An 18,297-nucleotide genomic window follows, 5' to 3' on the forward strand; every position below is an offset into this window, starting at 1 on the left:
GCGCCCGCCCCCGCACCGCCGGTGCGGGCGGTCGCCGGTCAGACCCGCGCGGGTGCGCTCGCGACGCCGGCCGCGAGCTCCGCGGCCAGCGCGCGGACCGCGTCGGTGCCGCCCGACTCCGCCGCCGTGACGAACGCCGACCCGACGATGACGCCGTCGGCGAACCCGGCGACCTCGGCCGCCTGCGCCCCCGACCGCACCCCCAGACCGACGCCGATCGGCAGCGCGGTGTGCGGGCGGCAGCGGGCGACGATCTCCGGGGCCGCGCCCCCGACGGCGTCGCGGGCACCGGTGACGCCCATGACCGAGGTGGCGTAGAGGAACCCGCGGGAGGCGGCCGCGGTGGAGGCGATCCGCTCCTCCGTGGACGAGGGCGCGACCAGGAAGACCCGGTCGAGGCCGTGCTCGTCGGACGCGGCGAGCCACTCGTCGGCCTCGTCGGGGATGAGGTCGGGGGTGATGACGCCGAGCCCGCCCGCCGATGCGAGGTCGCGCGCGAACGCGTCGACGCCGTAGCGCAGCACCGGGTTGAAGTAGGTCATGACGACCGCGCGGCCGCCCGCGGCGGAGACGCGCTCGACGACGGTCAGCACGTCGCGCAGCCGGAACCCGGCGCGCAGCGCGGTCTCGGCGGCGGCCTGGATCGTGGGGCCGTCCATCACGGGGTCGGAGTACGGGACGCCGACCTCCAGCAGGTCGCACCCGCCCTCGACCATCGCGTTCAGCAGGTCGACCGACGCGTCGACGGTCGGGTAGCCCGCGGGCAGGTAGCCCACCAGCGCACCGCGGCCCTGCTCGCGGCAGGCGGCGAAGACGTCCCCGGCGCCGCTCACGACTGCACCGCGCCCGTGTCGGACCCGGCGGGCGAGGGCTGCGCGGCGAGCGTGTCGGCGGGCGGGGCCACCGCGCCCTCCGCGATCGCCGTGCCGCTCGCGTCAGCGGCGGCCTCGCCCTCGGCGATCATCCCGTACCACTTCGCGGCCGTGTCGACGTCCTTGTCGCCGCGCCCGGACAGGTTGACCAGCACGACGGCGTCGGGCCCGAGCTCGCGGCCCAGGCGCAGCGCGCCCGCGATCGCGTGCGCCGACTCGATCGCCGGGATGATGCCCTCGGTGCGGCACAGCAGCGCGAACGCCTCCATCGCCTCGGCGTCGGTGACGGGCTCGTAGGTGGCGCGGCCGATGTCCTTGAGCAGCGCGTGCTCGGGGCCGACGCCGGGGTAGTCGAGCCCGGCGGAGATTGAGTAGGACTCGGCGGTCTGCCCGTCGGCGTCCTGCAGCAGGTAGCTCATCGCGCCGTGCAGCGCGCCGGGCGAGCCCTCGGTGAGGGTGGCGCCGTGGCGGCCGGTCTCCACGCCGTCACCGCCCGGCTCGAAGCCGACCAGCCGCACGTCGGCGTCGTCGAGGAAGGCGTGGAAGATCCCGATGGCGTTCGACCCGCCGCCGACGCACGCGGCGATCGCGTCCGGCAGCCGCCCGGTGCGCTCGAGCACCTGCTCGCGCGCCTCCAGCCCGATGACGCGGTGGAAGTCGCGCACCATCATCGGGAACGGGTGCGGCCCGGCGACCGTGCCGAGCAGGTAGTGCGTCTCGTCGACGTTCGTGACCCAGTCGCGCAGGGCCTCGTTGATCGCGTCCTTGAGCGTGCGCGAGCCGGTCTTGACCGGGATGACGGTGGCGCCGAGCAGCCGCATCCGGGCGACGTTGAGCGCCTGGCGCTCGGTGTCGACCTCGCCCATGTAGACGACGCACTCCAGGCCCAGCAGCGCGCAGGCGGTGGCCGTGGCGACGCCGTGCTGGCCCGCGCCGGTCTCGGCGATGACCCGCTTCTTGCCCATCCGCTTGGTCAGCAGCGCCTGGCCCAGCACGTTGTTGATCTTGTGCGAACCGGTGTGGTTGAGGTCCTCGCGCTTGAGCAGGATCCGGGCGCCGCCGGCGTGCTCGGAGAGCCGCGTGGCGTCGGTCAGGGGCGACGGGCGGCCGCTGTAGTCGCGGTGCAGGCGGTCGAGCTCGTCGAGGAACTCGCGGTCGCTGCGGGCCTTCTCGTAGGCGGTGGCGAGCTCGTCGAGCGCCGCGACCAGCGCCTCGGGGACGAAGCGCCCGCCGTAGCGGCCGAAGTGCCCGCGCGCGTCGGGTTCGTGTCCCGACGGCGTGGAGATGCCGTCGGAGGCCTGTACGGAGGTGCTCACCCCGCGAGCCTAGGTCAACGGACCACGCGCGAGCACGAGGGATGGAATCCGGCGGCCACCAGGCCGCGGACCGCGGCCTGCGGGTCGCCGCTGGTGACCAGGCCCTCGCCGACGAGGACCGCGTCGGCGCCCCACCCGGCGTAGGTGAGCAGGTCGCCCGGACCGCGGACGCCGGACTCGGCGATGCGCATGACGTCCTGGGGCAGGCCGGGGGCGATCCGGCCGAACACCGTGCGGTCGACGCTGAGGGTGTGCAGGTCGCGCGCGTTGACGCCGATGACCTTGGCGCCGGCCTCCAGCGCGCGGTCGGCCTCCTCCTCGGTGTGGACCTCGACGAGCGCGGTCATCCCGAGCGACTCGACGCGGTCGAGCAGCGAGTCGAGCGCGTTCTGCTCCAGCGCGGCGACGATCAGCAGCACCAGGTCGGCGCCGTAGGCGCGCGCCTCGTGCACCTGGTACGGGCTGACGATGAAGTCCTTGCGCAGCACCGGCACGTCGACCTGGGCCCGCACGGCCGTGAGGTCGGCGAGCGACCCGCCGAAGCGGCGCTCCTCGGTGAGCACGCTGATGACCCGCGCGCCGCCCTCGGCGTAGGACGCCGCGAGCTCGGCGGGGTCGGTGATCGTGGCCAGGTCGCCCTTCGACGGGCTGCGCCGCTTCACCTCCGCGATCACCCCGATGCCCGGCGCGCGCAGCGCGGCCATGACGTCGCGGGCGGGCGGCGCGGCGGCCGCGCGGCGCTTGATCTCGGCGAAGTCGACGGCGCTCTCGCGCACCGCCAGGTCGGCGCGGACGCCGTCCACGATGGAGTCGAGCACACTGCCGGTGCGGACGCCCTCGGTGCCGTGGTCCATGCGGTTACGCCCCCTTCCACAGCCCGTCGGGCCGGATGTTCACGCGCCGGTCATGCTAACCAGGCCCCACGGTCGGGTCCCGACCGGCGTCGAGGTCCTGCCAGGCGGCGCGGTCCGGGTCGGTCGGGGCGGGGCGTGCGCCGGGTGCGGCGTAGCGGGCGCCCAGACGGGGCAGCCGCCGCTCGCGCAGCAGCACGACCACCCCCGCGGCCAGCAGCAGCACCGCACCGAGCACGGCCAGCAGCGGCGCGGGCGTCGTGGCGGTCGGGGCGTAGCGCAGGGCGTCGCGGTCGGTGCCCGCCACCGCGGGCAGCGACCCGTCCGTCGCGAACGGCGTGACCAGCAGCGACAGCACCGCCGTGACCGCGACCGCCCCGCCCGCGAGCACCAGCAGACCGCCGACGACGCGGCGCAGCACTCCCCCGGTGGCCACGACGCCCGCGACGGCGGCCAGTGCGAGCAGCGCCACCCCGCCGAGCGCGGGCCGCGCCTGCGCCCCGGTGACGTCGACGACCTGCTGCCCGCCCCCGGCCACCGCGGCCGTGACGCGGTACCAGACGGCCTGCGACCCGCCCCAGAGCGCGGCCGCCGCGGCCGCGAGACCGGCGCAGACCAGCCCGAGCAGGCGCCCGCCCGTCACGCCCCCGCCGGTCACGGCGAGGGGCGGCCGTGCGCGGGCCGCAGCGTGGCCGCCGTCGCCACCGCGGAGAGCACCGCGCGCGCCTTGTTCAGGCACTCGGTGTCCTCCGCGACCGGGTCGGAGTCGGCGACGATCCCCCCGCCGGCCTGCACGTACGCCACGCCGTCGCGGATCAGCGCCGTGCGGATGGCGATCGCGGTGTCGGCGTTGCCGGCGAAGTCGAGGTAGCCGACGATCCCGCCGTAGAGGCCGCGCCGGGTCGGTTCCAGCTCCTCGATGATCGCCATCGCGCGCGGCTTGGGTGCCCCGGACAGGGTGCCGGCCGGGAAGCAGGCCGTGACGGCGTCGTAGGCGTTGCGGCCGGCGCGCAGCCGCCCGGTCACCGTCGACACCAGGTGCATGACGTGGCTGTAGCGCTCCACGGAGAAGAACGAGTGGACCTTGACGGTGCCCGGCTCGCAGACGCGCCCGAGGTCGTTGCGCCCGAGGTCGACGAGCATGACGTGCTCGGCGCGCTCCTTCTCGTCGGTGCGCAGGTCCTTCTCGAGCAGGAGGTCCTCCTCCTCGGTGGCGCCGCGCCAGCGCGTGCCGGCGATGGGGTGCGTGGTCGCCACCCCGTCGACGACGGTGACCAGCGCCTCGGGCGAGGACCCGACGATGTGGAAGCGGCTGCCGTCGGCGGCCTGCAGGTCGAGCAGGTACATGTACGGGCTGGGGTTGGTGGCGCGCAGGACGCGGTAGACGTCGAGCGGGTCGGCGTCGCACGCCGTCTCGAACCGCTGCGACACCACCACCTGGAACGCCTCGCCCGCCCGGATCTGCTCCTTCGCGACCTCGACGGCCGCGTGGTGCTGGGCGGGCGTGCGGCGGCGGGTGAACTCGGGCTCGGCGGGCCCGTAGACGGCCACCGTCGACGGGGCGGGCGCCGCCAGCTCCGCGGTCATCCGGTCGAGCCGGGCCACGGCGTCGTCGTAGGCCTCGTCGACGCGCTCGTCGCTGGCGTCCCAGTTGATCGCGTTGGCGATCAGCGTGATCGTGCCCTCGTGGTGGTCGACGGCGGCCAGGTCGGTGGCCAGCAGCATCACGAGCTCGGGGATCTGCAGGTCGTCCTCGGCCAGCGACGGCAGCCGCTCCAGGCGGCGGACGACGTCGTAGCCGAGGTAGCCGACCATCCCGCCGGTGAGCGGGGGCAGCCCGGGCAGCGGCTCGCTGTGCAGCTCCTCGACCACCGTGCGCAGCGCGGCGAGCGGGTCGCCGTCGACGGGGAGCCCGGCGGGGACGTCGCCGGTCCAGGTCAACTGCCCGTCGACGACGGTGAGCGCCGCCGCCGACCGGGCGCCGACGAACGACCACCGCGACCAGGAGCGCCCGTTCTCCGCGGACTCGAACAGGAACGTGCCCGGGCGGTCACCGGCCAGCTTGCGGAAGACCCCGACGGGGGTCTCGTCGTCGGCGAGCAGGCGGCGCGAGACCGGGATGACCCGGTGCCCGGCCGCCAGCTCGCGGAACTCCTCGCGGCTGGGGGTGACCGCGCCCAGCGAGCGGGCGGTGGAGATGGCGGTCATGGGGTCCATCCTCGCAGGCGGGGTCCCCGCGGGCGGGCGAGGAGGCAGACTGGGTGCGTGGCCGCCCCTCACGATCCGCCCCGCGTCCGCCGCCGCGGGCGCCGCAGCGGCGGCGACGACACCCGCTCGGCCCTGCTCGACGCCGCCCGCGCCGCCTTCGCCGAGCGCGGCTACGACGGCGCGACCGTGCGGCACATCGCCGAGCGGGCGGGCGTCGACGCGGCGATGGTGAACCACTGGTTCGGCGGCAAGGAGGCGCTGTTCACGGCGTCGCTGCATATCCCGTTCGACCCCGCCGTAGTCATGCCGGAGGTGCTGGCCGGCGACCACGAGCAGCTCGGCGAGCGGCTCGTGCACCGGTTCCTGACGACCTGGGACGCCACCGGCGGCGCGCCGCTCGCCTCGGTCATCCGGTCGGTCGCCTCGCACGAGGCCGCCGCGCGGATGCTGCGCGAGTTCGTGACGCGCGTGATCCTCGCCCGGATCGTGGGGGTCGTCGCGCCCGACCGGCCCGAGCTGCGGGCGGCGCTGGTCGGCTCGCAGCTGATCGGCATGGGGCTGGTGCGCTACGTCGTCAAGCTGGAGCCCCTGGCCTCGGCCGACCGGGCCACCGTCGTCGCCGCGGTGGCGCCGACCGTGCAGCGCTACCTGACCGGCCCGATCGACCCGTCCTGACCGGCGCGCCCGCCCCCACCCCCGCGAGTCGGGCTCTCCGTGCGACCGAGTCGCGGTCCGACCGCTCAGGCCGGCGCGAGCAGCACGTCGTCGTCGAAGCAGGTGCGGGTGCCGGTGTGGCAGGCCGGGCCGGTCTGGTCGACGACCACGACGATCGCGTCGCCGTCGCAGTCCAGGCGCACCTCGTGCACGGCCTGCGCGTGGCCCGACGTCTCGCCCTTCACCCAGTACGCGCCGCGCGAGCGCGACCAGTAGGTCGCGCGGCGGGTGGTGAGGGTGCGGTGCAGCGCCTCGTCGTCCATCCAGGCGACCATCAGCACCTCGCCGGTGCCGTGCTGCTGGGCGACGGCGCAGACCAGGCCGTCGGCGTCGCGCTTGAGGCGGGCGGCGATCGCGGGGTCGAGCGCGGAGTCCAGGACGCGGGTCATCGCACCTCCACCTCGGCCTCCTTGAGCGCCTGCTTCACGTCGCCGATGCGGAAGTGGCCGAAGTGGAACACGGTGGCGGCGAGCACGGCGTCGGCGCCGGCGCGGACGGCCGGGACGAAGTGCCCGACCTCGCCCGCTCCCCCGCTGGCGATCACCGGGACGTCGACGCGGGCGCGGACGGCCTCGATCATGCGCAGGTCGAAGCCCGCGCGGGTGCCGTCGGCGTCCATGGAGTTGAGCAGGATCTCCCCGACGCCCAGCTCCTGGCCGCGCGCCGCCCACTCGACGGCGTCGATGCCGGTGCCGCGCCGCCCGCCATGGGTGGTGACCTCCCAGCCCGAGGGCGTCGGCGGCTCGCCGGCGGGCACGGTGCGGGCGTCGACGGACAGGACGATGCACTGCGACCCGAACCGGCGGCTCGCCTCGTGCAGCAGCTCCGGGCGGGCGATCGCGGCGGTGTTGATCGAGACCTTGTCGGCACCGTTGCGCAGCAGCACGTCAATGTCGTCGGTGGCGCGGATGCCGCCGCCGACCGTCAGCGGGATGAACACCTGCTCGGCGGTGCGGCGGACGACGTCGAGCATGGTGGCGCGCTCGCCGGACGAGGCCGTGACGTCGAGGAACGTCAGCTCGTCGGCCCCCTCGGCGTCGTAGACGCGCGCCATCTCGACGGGGTCGCCCGCGTCGCGCAGGTCGACGAAGTTGACGCCCTTGACGACCCGTCCGCGCCCCTGCTCGTCGGAGGACACGTCCAGGCACGGGATCACACGCACGGCCACGCTCACGGGCACAACACTACTGAGCCGCGTCCTTTGCTCTGAGCACCCATACGCACCGTGGTGCGCAGAGGTGCTCAGAGCAAAGGGGGTCAGCCCGCCTGTCGGGCGCCGCGGTCGGCGACGGCGCGCATCGCGGCCAGGGCCTCGGGCAGCGTGAAGCGGCCCGCGTACAGCGCCTTCCCGACGATCGAGCCCTCCAGGTTGACGCCCTCGGCCGCCACCCCGGCCAGTGCCTCCAGGTCGGAGATCTCCGAGATGCCACCGGAGACGATCACCGGCGCGGGCGTGGCGGCGGCGACGTCGCGCATGAGCTCGGTGTTGGGGCCCTTGAGCATCCCGTCCTTGCTGACGTCGGTGACGACGTAGCGCGCGCAGCCGTCGCGGTCGAGGCGGGCGAGGGTCTCCCACAGGTCGCCGCCGTCGGTGGTCCAGCCGCGCGCGGCGAGCCGGTGTCCCTGCTCGGTGACGCGGACGTCGAGGCCGACGGCGATCCGCTCCCCGTGCTTCGCGATCGCCGCCGCGCACCACTCCGGGTGCTCCAGCGCCGCGGTGCCCAGGTTGACGCGCGCGCAGCCGGTGGACAGGGCGCGTTCCAGCGACTCGTCGTCGCGGATGCCGCCCGACAGCTCCACCTGCACGTCCAGCTCGCCGACTACCGACGCGAGCAGCTCCGCGTTGGAGCCGCGACCGAACGCGGCGTCGAGGTCGACGAGGTGGATCCACTCCGCGCCGTCCTGCTGCCACTGCAGGGCGGCCTCGCGGGGCTCGCCGTAGCCGGTCTCGGTGCCGGCCTCGCCCTGCACCAGGCGCACGGCCTGGCCATCGGCGACGTCGACCGCGGGCAGCAACACGAAAGTCACGGTGCGGAGCCTACCGACCCGGTCAGAAGGGGGTGTTCGACAGCCACCACATGTAGACGTCGGCCGGGTCCGGGCCCGCGGCGAACCCCTGGATCATGGACGTCCGCGTGCCCCAGGCGACGACGTAGCCGGTGCTGCCGTCCTCGAACGTCGTCGTGCCGCAGACGAGGTCGTAGCCCGCGTACTCGACCGAGGCGTCGCCGCCGATGGCGCAGTCCTCGTCCTCGCCGGTGGTGTTGGTGTCCACGGTGGTGAGCGAGGCGGCGTAGGTCCCGACGTCGCCGAACTGCTGGAACACCAGGATCGGCACGGCCGTGGCGTCGTTGGAGGTGCAGCGGATCTGCTCGGTGGCCTCGTCGGTGATCGGGATGTCGGTGCAGGTCTCGGCGTAGAAGCCCTCCGGCTCCAGCCGCGCGAGCAGCGGGCTCGACGGGTCGGCCGGGGTGACGCCGGGGTCGCCGCCGGCGTCGGAGGTGTCGGAGACGACCGGGTCGGTGCCGGTCGGGGTGCTGCCGCGGGGCCAGAACACGATCCCGGCGACGACCAGCGCGACGACGAGCGCGGCGGCGCCGAGGATCACGGGCAGGCGGTTGCGGCGGGCCGGGGACGGGGTTCCGCTCGACGAGCCGCCGTACGGCGGCTGCGAGCCGTAGCCCTGCTGGCCGCCGTGGCCCTGCTGTCCGCCGTGGCCCTGCTGTCCGCCGTAGCCCTGCTGTCCGCCGTAGCCCTGCTGTCCGCCGTGGCCCTGCTGGCCGCCGTGGCCCTGGGGTGGTCCGTAGCCCTGCTGCGCGTGCGCCGACGGCGCGTAGGTCGGCGCGGGGGCCCCGGCCGGCGGGCCGTAGCCGGTGCCCGCGGGCGGCCCGACCCGCGTCCGGCCGGGGGGCGGGGTGTGCTGGGGCGGGGAGTACTGGTTCCCCCAGCCGGTCGGGGCCGCGGGCTGGGGCTGCCCGGGCCAGGCCGGGGCCGCGGACGCGCCGCCCGGGTGCACCTGCGTGCCCGGCGCCGCGGGGGGCGCGCCGGTCACGGCCGCCGTCGCGGCCGCCGCGAACTCGCCCGCGGTGGCGTAGCGCTGCTCGGGGTCCTTCGCCATGCCCCGCGCGACGACGGCGTCCAGCGCCGGCGGGACGCCGGGCACCGTCCGGCTCGGCGCGGGCGGCTCGGTGGACAGGTGCGCGTGCATCAGCGCCGGGCCGCTGACGTGCGCGAACGGCCCGCGCCCCGTGATCAGCTCGACCAGCACGCAGGCCAGGGCGTAGACGTCGGAGCGGTGATCGACGCGGTCGCCGAGGAACCGCTCGGGCGCCATGTAGCCGAGCGTGCCGACGGTGGCGCCCGTGGCGGTGAGCGCGGAGTCGCGGGAGCCGTCGACCGCGCGGGCGACGCCGAAGTCGGCGAGGTAGGCGAAGTCGCCCGTGACCAGCACGTTCGCCGGCTTCACGTCGCGGTGCAGCAGCCCGCTGGCGTGCGCGGCGTCGAGCGCGCTCGCCACCTGTGCGACCAGCGCCACCGCCCGCGACGGGGCCAGCGGGCCCTCCTCGGCGAGCACGGCGGACAGGTCGCGGCCGGTGACCAGGCGCATGTCGAGGAACAGCCGGCCGTCGATCTCGCCGAAGTCGTGGATCGGCACGATGTGCGGCTCGGTCAGCCGGGACGCGATGGCGGCCTCCTTGCGGAAGCGCGCGCGGAAGTCCGGGTCGGCGGCGAGGTGGGCGGGGAGGCGCTTGAGGGCGACGATGCGGTCGCGGCGCGTGTCGTACGCCCGGTACACCTCGCCCATCCCGCCGCGCCCGACCAGCTCCTCCAGCCGGTACGGCCCGAACTGCTCCATGCCCACCACTCCCTCGTCACTCCACCGGGGAGGAGTCGCCGCGCGCCCGGAAGGTTTCGGTCCTAGCGTGAGGAGTATGGAACTCGACGGGGCCCGCGTGCTCGTGGCCGGGGCGAGCGGTGTGCTGGGCGCGGCGATCGCGCAGGCGCTGCAGGGTCGCGGCGCCCGACTGGTGCTCGCCGGGCGCGACGCGAGTCGCCTCGACGCCGTCGGTCTCGACGCCCCCGCGCTGGTCTTCGACGCCCTCGACCTCGAGCGCTGCGCCGCCGTCGTCGACGAGGCGGCCGACCTGCTCGGGGGCCTCGACGTGCTCGTCGTCGCGTTCGGGATCGCCGCCTTCGGGCCGGCCGAGCAGGCGGGCGACCTCGTCACCGAGCAGCTGCTGACCGTCAACACGATGGCGCCGATGGCGATGGTCCGTGCGGCGGTGCCGCGGCTGGAGGGCGACGGGACGGTCGCCGTGCTGAGCGCGATACTCGCCGACCACCCCACCGGCGGAATGGCCGCCTACACCGCGAGCAAGGCCGGGCTGTCGGCCTGGCTCACCGCGCTGCGCCAGGAGCAGCGGCGCGCCGGCGTCACCGTGTTCGACGTCCGGCCCCCGCACATCGAGACCGGCCTCGCCGACCGCGCGGTCGAGGGCACCGCCCCGTCGATGACGGCGGGCGCCACCGTCGACGAGCTGGTGGCGCTCGTCGTCGACGGCATCCGCGACGGGCGCCGCGAGCTGCGCTACGACCTGCGCGAGCGGGCGTTCACCGGCCGCTAGCTACCCGACGACGTCGCGCAGCCAGTTCTGCAGCACGGCCGCCCCGGCGTCGCCGGACTTCTCCGGGTGGAACTGCGTGGCCGCCAGCGCACCGTTCTCCACGGCCGCCACGAAGTCCTCGCCGTGGTGGGCCCAGGTGACCAGCGGCGGGCGCAGCACCTCGGACTCGGCCATCTCCCAGCGGCGCACGCCGAAGGAGTGGACGAAGTAGAAGCGGGTGTCGGCGTCGAGGCCGTGGAACAGCGCCGATCCGACCGGTGCCTGCACGGTGTTCCACCCCATGTGCGGCAGGACGTCGGCCTTGAGCCGCTCGACGGTGCCGGGCCACTGCCCGCACCCCTCGGTGCGCTCGTCCCACTCGACGCCCAGGTCGAACAGCACCTGCATGCCGACGCAGATGCCGAGCACCGGCCGCCCGCCGGCGAGTCGCCGCTCGATGATCCGCGGCCCGCCGATCTCCTGCAGCCCGCTCATGCACGCCGCGAACGCCCCGACCCCGGGCACGACCAGCCCGTCGGCCTCCAGCGCGGCGTCGGCGTCGGCGGTGACGGTGACGTCCGCCCCGACCCGCCGCAGCGCGCGCTCCGCGCTGCGGAGGTTCCCCGATCCGTAGTCCAGTACGACGATCCGCGCCATGGCTCCAGGGTAACCGCCGCCCGCTCCGGGCCCCGTGGCCGCTAGAGCGTGCCCTTCGTCGACGCGATCCCGGTGATCCGCGCGTCCGGCTCCACCGCCGCCCGCAGGGCCCGGGCCACGGCCTTGAACTCGGCCTCGGTGATGTGGTGGGGGTCGCGGCCGTCGAGCACGCGGACGTGCAGGGCGAGGTGGCCGTGGAAGGCCAGCGACTCGAACACGTGCCGGTTGAGCACCGTCGGGTAGTGCCCGCCGACCACGAACCCCTGCATGACCTCGGGCTCGCCGGTGTGCACGGTGTAGGGGCGGCCGGAGACGTCGACGACGGCCTGCGCCAGCGCCTCGTCCATCGGGATCCAGGCGTCCCCGAAGCGGCGGATGCCGGACTTGTCGCCCAGCGCCTGGCGGATCGCCTGCCCCAGCACGATCGCGGTGTCCTCGACGGTGTGGTGGGCGTCGAGGTCGACGTCGCCGGTGGCGCGCACCGTGAGGTTGAACGCGCCGTGCTTGCCGAAGGCGTCGAGCATGTGGTCGAAGAACGGCACGCCGGTGCCGATCTCGGTGTTGCCAGTGCCGTCGAGGTCGATCTCGACCAGGACGGTGGACTCCTTGGTGATCCGCTCGACGCGGCCGATCCTGCTCACGACAGCTCCTCTGTGACGACGTCCACCGCGACCTGCAGGAACGCGTCGTTCTCCTCGGGCGTGCCGACCGTGACGCGCAGCCGGTGCGGGATGCCGACGTCACGGATCAGGACGCCGCGGTCCAGGAACGCCCGCCAGGCGCGGGGGGCGTCGGTGAAGCGGCCGAACAGCACGAAGTTGGCGTCGCTGGGCACGACGTCGTAGCCGGCGCTCGCGAGCTCGTCGACGACGCGGTCGCGCTCCCCGCGCAGCAGCGCCACCGAGCCGAGCGTGGCGTCGGCGTGGCGCAGCGAGGCCCGCGCGGCGGCCTGGGTGAGCGCCGAGAGGTGGTAGGGCAGCCGGACGAGCTGCAGCGCGTCGACGACGGCGGGCGCGGCGGCCAGGTAGCCCAGCCGCCCCCCGGCGAAGGCGAACGCCTTGCTCATCGTGCGGCTGACGACAAGCTTGTGGCCGTGGGTGGCGAGCAGGCCGACGGCGCTGGGGCGGTCGGAGAACTCCGCGTACGCCTCGTCGACGACGACGATCCCCGGCGCGGCGTCGACCAGCACGGCCAGCTCCGACGGGTCGAGCGACTGCCCGGTGGGGTTGTTCGGGCTGGTCAGGAACACCAGGTCGGGCGCGCGCTCCTTGAGCACGGCCGCCGCGGCGGCGACGTCGACGGAGAAGTCGGGCCGCCGGGGTGCCGGCAGCCACTCGGTGCGGGTGCCCGCGGCGATGATCGGGTGCATCGAGTAGCTCGGCTCGAAGCCCACGGCCGTGCGCCCGGGCCCGCCGAAGCACTGCATGATCTGCTGCAGCACCTCGTTGGACCCGTTCGCCGCCCACACGTTCGCGCAGGTCAGCTCCACGTCGGTGGCGCCGGACAGGTAGGCGGCCAGGTCGGTGCGCAGCGCGAGCGCGTCGCGGTCGGGGTACCGGTGCAGGTCGGCGGCGGCCTCATGCGCGGCCGCGGTGACGTCGGCGACCAGCTCGGGCGGCGGCGGGTACGGGTTCTCGTTGGTGTTGAGCCGCACCGGCACGTCGAGCTGGGGGGCGCCGTAGGGCGTCTTGCCGCGCAGGTCGTCGCGCAGCGGGAGCTGGTCCAGGGTGACGTTCACGACCGGAACCTCGCCGTCACGGCCTGCCCGTGCGCCGGCAGGTCCTCGGCGCCGGAGAGCACCACGACCGCCTCGGCGACGTCGCGCAGCGCCTCCTCCGAGTAGTCGACGACGTGCACGCCGCGCAGGAACGTCTGCACCGACAGCCCGGCCGAGTGCCGCGCGCACCCGCCGGTGGGCAGCACGTGGTTGGAGCCGGCGCAGTAGTCGCCCAGGCTGACCGGCGACCACGGCCCGACGAAGACCGCCCCGGCGTTGCGGACGCGCCGCGCCACCGCCCGCGCGTCGACGGTCTGGATCTCCAGGTGCTCCGCGGCGTAGGCGTCGACCACGGCGACCCCGTCGTCGAGGTCGGACACCAGCACCGTGCCCGACTGCGGGCCGGTCAGCGCGGTGCGGATCCGCTCGCTGTGCTTGGTCTCGGGCACCTGCCGGGCCAGCTCGGCGTCGACCGCGTCGGCCAGCGCGTCGGACGTCGTGACCAGCACCGATGCGGCCGCCGGGTCGTGCTCGGCCTGCGAGATGAGGTCGGCGGCGACGTGCACGGCGTCGGCCGAGTCGTCGGCCAGCACGGCGATCTCGGTGGTGCCCGCCTCGGCGTCGATCCCGATGAGCCCGCGCAGCAGGCGCTTGGCCGCGGTGACGTAGACGTTGCCCGGGCCGGTGACGACGTCGACGACCTCGAGCTCGGTGCCGTCGGTGTCGGTGCCGCCGTGGGCGAGCAGCGCGATGCCCTGCGCCCCGCCGGCCGCCCACACCTCCTCGACGCCGAGCAGCGCGCACGCCGCGAGGATCGTGGGGTGCGGGAGCCCGCCGTGCTCGGCCTGCGGCGGGGAGGCGACGACGAGCGACTCGACGCCCGCCTCCTGCGCGGGGACGACGTTCATCACGACGCTCGACGGGTAGACCGCACGCCCGCCGGGGACGTAGAGCCCCACGCGGCGGACCGGCACGAACCGCTCGGTGACCGTGCCGCCGGGGACCACGGTGGTGACGATGTCGGTGCGGCGCTGGTCGGCGTGCACCTTGCGGGCCCGCTCGATCGACGTCTCGAGCGCGGCGCGCACGCCGTCGTCGAGGGCGGACAGGGCGCCGCGCAGCGTGGCCGCGGGGACCCGGATCCCGGACGGGCGGACCTTGTCGAAGCGCTCGGCGTACTCCAGCGCGGCGTCGACCCCGCGCTCGCGGACCGCATCGACGATGGGCCGCACCTGGTGCAGCACGGCGTCGACGTCGGTCTCGGTGCGGGGCAGCAGCCCCCGCAGCACGGTGGTGGAGGGCAGCGGGTGGGCGCGCAGGTCGGTCCGGCGGAGCATGCCGCCAGCCTACGGCGCGCCTCCGACGGCGTCGCCCGGCGCCGCCCCCGGTGGTGCGGACCTCAGTGGCGCAGGCCGCCGATGCCGCGGGCCTGGTCCCAGGCGCCGGTGTCGGGGCGCTCGTGCGCGGCCGGGCGGGGCGTGACGCACGCGGTGAGGTGCACGTAGGCGTAGGTCCAGTCGACGCTGCCGTCGTTGTGGGCCTGGTCGATGTGCGCGAGGCGCACCATCGACTCACCCTCCCCGATCGGGGAGAAGCAGCGTTCGCAGATCATGATCATGTCGTCTCCGGCCCGGCGGCCCGGCCGCAGCCGGGGATGGTCAGGGGAGGGTGGTCGACGCCGACGCGGCCCTGTCCCGAGTGTCTCTCGTGGACAGGGGATTCCCGGCATGTCCGGGCCCACTCGTGGGCAGTGTCACGCCGTGGCCCCGCGGCGCGGGATCACGCCGGGAGCAGGTCCAGCCCCAGGTCGAGGGCGGTGACGGAGTGGGTGAGGGCGCCGACGGCGAGGAAGTCGACGCCGGTGCGCGCGTAGGCGGCGGCGTTCTCCAGCGCCAGCCCGCCCGAGGACTCCAGCCCGGTGGGCAGGCTCCCCCGCCGCCGGACGGCCTCCGCGGTCTGCTCGACGGTGAAGTTGTCGAGCAGCACCAGCTCCGCGCCCAGGGCGAGCACCTCGTCGAGCTGCTCGAGCGAGTCGACCTCCACCTCGCACGGCAGCTGCGGCGCCCGCTCCCGCGCCGCCCGCAGCGCCGCGCCGACCGACCCGGCCGCGGCCACGTGGTTGTCCTTGATGAGCACGGCGTCGCCGAGCCCGAGGCGATGGTTGACGCCCCCGCCGCAGCGCACGGCGTACTTCTCCAGCAGCCGCAGCCCGGGCAGCGTCTTGCGGGTGTCGCGGATGCGCGCGCCGGTGCCCGCGACGGCGTCGACCCAGGCCGCGGTGGCCGTGGCCACGCCCGAGAGGTGGCACAGCAGGTTGAGCGCGGTGCGCTCGGCGGTGAGGAAGGTGCGGACGGGGGCGCGCACGGTGAGCACGGCGTCCCCGGGCCCGACCCGGTCGCCGTCGGCGGCCGTGGAGAGCACCTCGTAGTCGCCGACGACGGCGTCGAGCACGGTGAGCACGGCCGGGATGCCGGCGAGCACGCCCGGTCGGCGGGCGGCGAACGCGCCGATCGCGACCGCGCCGGCCGGGACCGTGGCCTCGGTGGTGGCGTCGGGGCCGTAGCGGAGGTCCTCCTCCAGCGCGGTGGCGACGACGCGGCGGAGGTCGTCGAGGTCGGGCCCCGCGGTGGTGGTGCTGCTCATGCCGCCACCGCCTTCCCGGTGCGCACGACCGGTCGCCCGGCCTCGTCGAGCGCGACCTCGAGGCTCGCGCGCTGCCACACGTCGTCGCGGGTGGGGAAGTCCGTGCGCACGTGGCAGCCCCGGCTCTCGGTGCGGGTGCCCGCGGCGGCCAGGACGGCCTGGGCGAGCAGGGTGAGCGCGGCGTCCTCGACGCCGGCGCGGTCGATCGGGACGGCGAGCGCGGTGGCGGCCTCCACGGCGTCCGAGGCGGCGGCGAGGCCGGCGCCGTCGCGGCCGACGCCGGCGGCGGAGGTCATGGCGCGCTGCACGGTGGTGCGGTCGGCGAGGGGGACGGCGGGGGCCGGAGTTGCAGGAAAGCCACTTTCCCGCAACGTGGTGGCAGGAACGTGGCTTTCCTGCACGACGGAAGCCGCCGCCCGCGCCCCCATCACCAACCCCTCGAGCAGGCTGTTCGACGCCAGCCGGTTCGCCCCGTGCAGCCCGGTCCGCGCCACCTCCCCGGCCGCCCACAGGCCGGGGACCGCGGTGCGGCCGTGCCCGTCGGTGACGATCCCGCCGCACGCGTAGTGCGCCGCCGGGGTGACCGGGATGGGCTCGCGCACCGGGTCGATCCCCGCCGCGCGGCAGGCCGCGTACACCGTCGGGAAGCGGGTGGCGAAGCCGTCGAGCGGGCGGGCGTCGAGGTAGACGCACGCCGTGCCGGTCTCGGCCAGGCGCCGGGTGATGGCCGCGGCCACGACGTCGCGGGGCGCGAGGTCGGCCAGCGGGTGCACACCGGTCATGAACCGGCGCCCGGCGCGGTCTAGGAGCACCGCGCCCTCGCCGCGCACGGCCTCGGTGACCAGCGGGCGCCGCCCCACGGCCGGCCCGGTGTAGAGGACGGTCGGGTGGAACTGCACGAACTCCAGGTCGGCCGCCGACGCCCCGGCCCGCAGCGCGAGCGCGACGCCGTCGCCGGTGGCCGTCTCCGGGTTGGTCGTCGAGGAGTAGAGCTGGCCGTAGCCGCCGGTCGCGAGCAGCACGGCCGGGGCGCGCAGGACGCCGGGGCGCCCGTCGTCGTCGAGCAGGGCGAGTCCGGTGACGCGCCCGTCGGGCGTGCGCAGGGCGTCGACGGCGACGTGCCCGGTGAGCAGCGGCAGCCCGCCCGCCGCGGAGACCAGCGCCCGCTCGACCTCGGCGCCCGTGGCGTCGCCGCCCGCGTGCACCACGCGGAACGCGGAGTGCCCGCCCTCCCGGGTGCGCGCCAGCCGTCCGTCCGGGGCCGGGTCGAAGACCGCGCCGCGCTCCCGCAGCCGCGCCACGGCCGCGGGACCGTCGGCGATGATCGACGCCACCGCCGCCGGGTCGCACAGCCCGCCACCGGCATCGAGCGTGTCGGCCACGTGGGCCTCGACGCTGTCGCCGGGGACGTCACCGACGACGACGGCGACGCCGCCCTGCGCCCAGCGCGTGGACCCGGCGTCGACCGCGTCCTTGGTGACGACGACGACCCGCAGGCCCGCCGCGGCGGCGTCGAGCGCGGCCGTCAGTCCGGCGACACCCGATCCGACGACGACGAGGTCCGCCTCCGCCTCCCAGCTCATTCCCCACCCCCCGGCTGCCCGATCGCGATCATGCGCTGCACCGCGGCCCGGCCGCGCTCGGCGAGCTCCGGGTCGACGTGCACCTCGTCGCGGCCCTCGCGCAGCGCCCGCAGCAGCTTCTCCGGGGTGATCATCTTCATGTAGTGGCACGAGGCGCGGTCGTTCACGGCCCGGAAGTCGACCTCCGGCGCCGCCCGCCGCAGCTGGTGCAGCATCCCGACCTCCGTGGCGACCAGCACCGTCCGCCCGGGCTGCGCCTCCCGCGCGGCGTCGAGCATGCCGCCCGTCGAGAGGATCTTGACGTGCTCGGCCGGCACCGCGCCGGCGCCCGCGAGGTAGAGCGCCGAGGTGGCGCAGCCGCACTCGGGGTGCACGTAGAGGTCGGCGTCGGGGTGCGCCTGGCTCTGCGCCGTGAGCGCGGGGCCGCTGATCCCGGCGTGGACGTGGCACTCCCCCGCCCACACGTGCATGTTCTGCCGTCCGGTGATGCGCCGGACGTGCGCGCCGAGGAACTGGTCGGGCAGGAAAAGCACCTCGCGGTCGGCCGGGATCGACCGCACGACCTCCACCGCGTTCGACGACGTGCAGCAGACGTCGGTCTCCGCCTTCACCGCCGCCGTCGTGTTGACGTAGCTGACGACCACCGCGTCCGGGTGCTCGGCCTTCCACTCGCGCAGCTGGTCGGCGGTGATGGAGTCGGCGAGCGAGCACCCCGCCTTCGCGTCCGGGATCAGCACCGTCTTCTCCGGGCTGAGGATCTTCGCGGTCTCGGCCATGAAGTGCACGCCGCAGAACACGATCGTCGAGGCCGGGCTCTCGGCGGCGATCCGGGACAGGGCCAGCGAGTCGCCGGTGAAGTGCGCGACGTCCTGGATCTCGGGCAGCTGGTAGTTGTGCGCCAGCACCACGGCGTCCTGGGCGGCCGCCAGTGCGCGGACCTCGTCGGCCCACCCGGCGTCGACCCGCGGAGCTTCGGTCGTCGTCATGACCCCTCCTCATGTTTTCGACTAGTAGTCGTAAACTGCGGCGAGCCTAGCAGGGCAATCCGCACGCCGTACCGGGCACGTGATCCGGAACTCACCCGCTGGACACCTGCCGTTCACACCGGCCGCGGCCCGCGCGCGGCGGGCCT

Annotated in this window: 19 protein-coding genes; 2 read left to right on the forward strand and 17 right to left on the reverse strand. The window is 75.4% G+C overall.

Annotated elements, in window-relative coordinates:
- Positions 1 to 38: 38 nt before the first annotated feature.
- From trpA to HOP40_RS30100, 5 genes are read right to left on the reverse strand one after another with little or no spacing between them, the layout of a single operon-like run.
- Positions 39 to 833, reverse strand: a complete 795-nt coding sequence (gene trpA / locus HOP40_RS30080) for a tryptophan synthase subunit alpha (protein ID WP_172165336.1) — start codon at positions 831 to 833, stop codon at positions 39 to 41.
- Positions 830 to 2,188 carry a tryptophan synthase subunit beta gene (gene trpB / locus HOP40_RS30085; RefSeq protein WP_205346972.1) on the reverse strand — a complete coding sequence of 453 codons (1,359 nt, stop codon included), beginning with the start codon at positions 2,186 to 2,188 and terminating at the stop codon, positions 830 to 832. The genes trpA and trpB overlap by 4 nt, the downstream gene beginning before the upstream one ends.
- 14 nt (positions 2,189 to 2,202) lie before the next feature.
- The gene (trpC, locus tag HOP40_RS30090; protein WP_172165339.1) at positions 2,203 to 3,042 is read right to left on the reverse strand and encodes an indole-3-glycerol phosphate synthase TrpC; all 840 of its coding nucleotides are present in this window, start codon (positions 3,040 to 3,042) and stop codon (positions 2,203 to 2,205) included.
- A gap of 55 nt (positions 3,043 to 3,097) precedes the next feature.
- Positions 3,098 to 3,682 carry a Trp biosynthesis-associated membrane protein gene (locus HOP40_RS30095; protein WP_172165342.1) on the reverse strand — a complete coding sequence of 195 codons (585 nt, stop codon included), beginning with the start codon at positions 3,680 to 3,682 and terminating at the stop codon, positions 3,098 to 3,100.
- Positions 3,683 to 3,693: 11 nt separating this feature from the next.
- Positions 3,694 to 5,247, reverse strand: coding sequence for an anthranilate synthase component I (locus HOP40_RS30100; protein WP_240157364.1), 1,554 nt, complete (start codon positions 5,245 to 5,247; stop codon positions 3,694 to 3,696).
- 57 nt (positions 5,248 to 5,304) lie between these two features.
- Here HOP40_RS30100 and HOP40_RS30105 point away from each other — a divergent pair, with 57 nt between their 5' ends.
- Positions 5,305 to 5,922 carry a TetR/AcrR family transcriptional regulator gene (locus HOP40_RS30105; RefSeq protein ID WP_172165348.1) on the forward strand — a complete coding sequence of 206 codons (618 nt, stop codon included), beginning with the start codon at positions 5,305 to 5,307 and terminating at the stop codon, positions 5,920 to 5,922.
- A gap of 65 nt (positions 5,923 to 5,987) precedes the next feature.
- Here the strand turns inward: HOP40_RS30105 and hisI are convergent, their stop codons facing one another.
- From hisI to HOP40_RS36515, 4 genes are all read right to left on the reverse strand, one after another.
- Positions 5,988 to 6,338 carry a phosphoribosyl-AMP cyclohydrolase gene (gene hisI / locus HOP40_RS30110; protein WP_205347401.1) on the reverse strand — a complete coding sequence of 117 codons (351 nt, stop codon included), beginning with the start codon at positions 6,336 to 6,338 and terminating at the stop codon, positions 5,988 to 5,990.
- Between the two features lie 8 nt (positions 6,339 to 6,346).
- Positions 6,347 to 7,135 carry an imidazole glycerol phosphate synthase subunit HisF gene (gene hisF / locus HOP40_RS30115; protein ID WP_172165354.1) on the reverse strand — a complete coding sequence of 263 codons (789 nt, stop codon included), beginning with the start codon at positions 7,133 to 7,135 and terminating at the stop codon, positions 6,347 to 6,349.
- Between the two features lie 83 nt (positions 7,136 to 7,218).
- A complete protein-coding gene (priA, locus tag HOP40_RS30120; RefSeq protein ID WP_172165357.1) occupies positions 7,219 to 7,989 on the reverse strand; it encodes a bifunctional 1-(5-phosphoribosyl)-5-((5-phosphoribosylamino)methylideneamino)imidazole-4-carboxamide isomerase/phosphoribosylanthranilate isomerase PriA in 771 nt (256 codons plus the stop codon).
- A gap of 22 nt (positions 7,990 to 8,011) precedes the next feature.
- Positions 8,012 to 9,817: a serine/threonine-protein kinase gene (locus HOP40_RS36515; protein WP_172165360.1), complete on the reverse strand. Its 1,806-nt coding sequence runs from the start codon at positions 9,815 to 9,817 to the stop codon at positions 8,012 to 8,014.
- A 76-nt stretch (positions 9,818 to 9,893) separates the two neighbouring features.
- On the opposite strand from HOP40_RS36515, the gene HOP40_RS30130 reads away from it, so the two are divergent.
- A complete protein-coding gene (locus tag HOP40_RS30130; protein WP_172165362.1) occupies positions 9,894 to 10,586 on the forward strand; it encodes an SDR family NAD(P)-dependent oxidoreductase in 693 nt (230 codons plus the stop codon).
- Here HOP40_RS30130 and hisH read toward each other — a convergent pair whose 3' ends face one another.
- The 8 genes from hisH to nadA form a co-directional block, all read right to left on the reverse strand.
- Positions 10,587 to 11,222: an imidazole glycerol phosphate synthase subunit HisH gene (gene hisH, locus HOP40_RS30135; RefSeq protein WP_172165364.1), complete on the reverse strand. Its 636-nt coding sequence runs from the start codon at positions 11,220 to 11,222 to the stop codon at positions 10,587 to 10,589.
- A 41-nt stretch (positions 11,223 to 11,263) separates the two neighbouring features.
- Entirely contained in the window at positions 11,264 to 11,863 is a 600-nt protein-coding gene (gene hisB, locus HOP40_RS30140; RefSeq protein WP_172165366.1) for an imidazoleglycerol-phosphate dehydratase HisB, read from the reverse strand.
- On the reverse strand, positions 11,860 to 12,960 hold the full coding sequence (locus tag HOP40_RS30145) for a histidinol-phosphate transaminase (protein WP_172165368.1): 1,101 nt from the start codon (positions 12,958 to 12,960) through the stop codon (positions 11,860 to 11,862). The genes hisB and HOP40_RS30145 overlap by 4 nt, the downstream gene beginning before the upstream one ends.
- The gene (hisD, locus tag HOP40_RS30150) at positions 12,957 to 14,276 is read right to left on the reverse strand and encodes a histidinol dehydrogenase (protein WP_172165370.1); all 1,320 of its coding nucleotides are present in this window, start codon (positions 14,274 to 14,276) and stop codon (positions 12,957 to 12,959) included. Before hisD ends, HOP40_RS30145 begins: the two co-directional genes overlap by 4 nt.
- Positions 14,277 to 14,338: 62 nt before the next feature.
- A complete protein-coding gene (locus tag HOP40_RS30155) occupies positions 14,339 to 14,557 on the reverse strand; it encodes a hypothetical protein (protein WP_172165372.1) in 219 nt (72 codons plus the stop codon).
- A 161-nt stretch (positions 14,558 to 14,718) separates the two neighbouring features.
- Complete coding sequence (nadC, locus tag HOP40_RS30160) at positions 14,719 to 15,582, reverse strand: carboxylating nicotinate-nucleotide diphosphorylase (RefSeq protein ID WP_172165374.1); 864 nt, start codon at positions 15,580 to 15,582, stop codon at positions 14,719 to 14,721.
- Positions 15,579 to 17,165, reverse strand: coding sequence for an L-aspartate oxidase (locus HOP40_RS30165; protein WP_172165376.1), 1,587 nt, complete (start codon positions 17,163 to 17,165; stop codon positions 15,579 to 15,581). Before HOP40_RS30165 ends, nadC begins: the two co-directional genes overlap by 4 nt.
- A complete protein-coding gene (gene nadA / locus HOP40_RS30170; protein ID WP_172165378.1) occupies positions 17,162 to 18,151 on the reverse strand; it encodes a quinolinate synthase NadA in 990 nt (329 codons plus the stop codon). The genes HOP40_RS30165 and nadA overlap by 4 nt, the downstream gene beginning before the upstream one ends.
- Between the last annotated feature and the right edge of the window lie 146 nt (positions 18,152 to 18,297).

Source organism: Pseudonocardia broussonetiae (assembly GCF_013155125.1).
GTDB classification, from domain to species: domain Bacteria; phylum Actinomycetota; class Actinomycetes; order Mycobacteriales; family Pseudonocardiaceae; genus Pseudonocardia; species Pseudonocardia broussonetiae.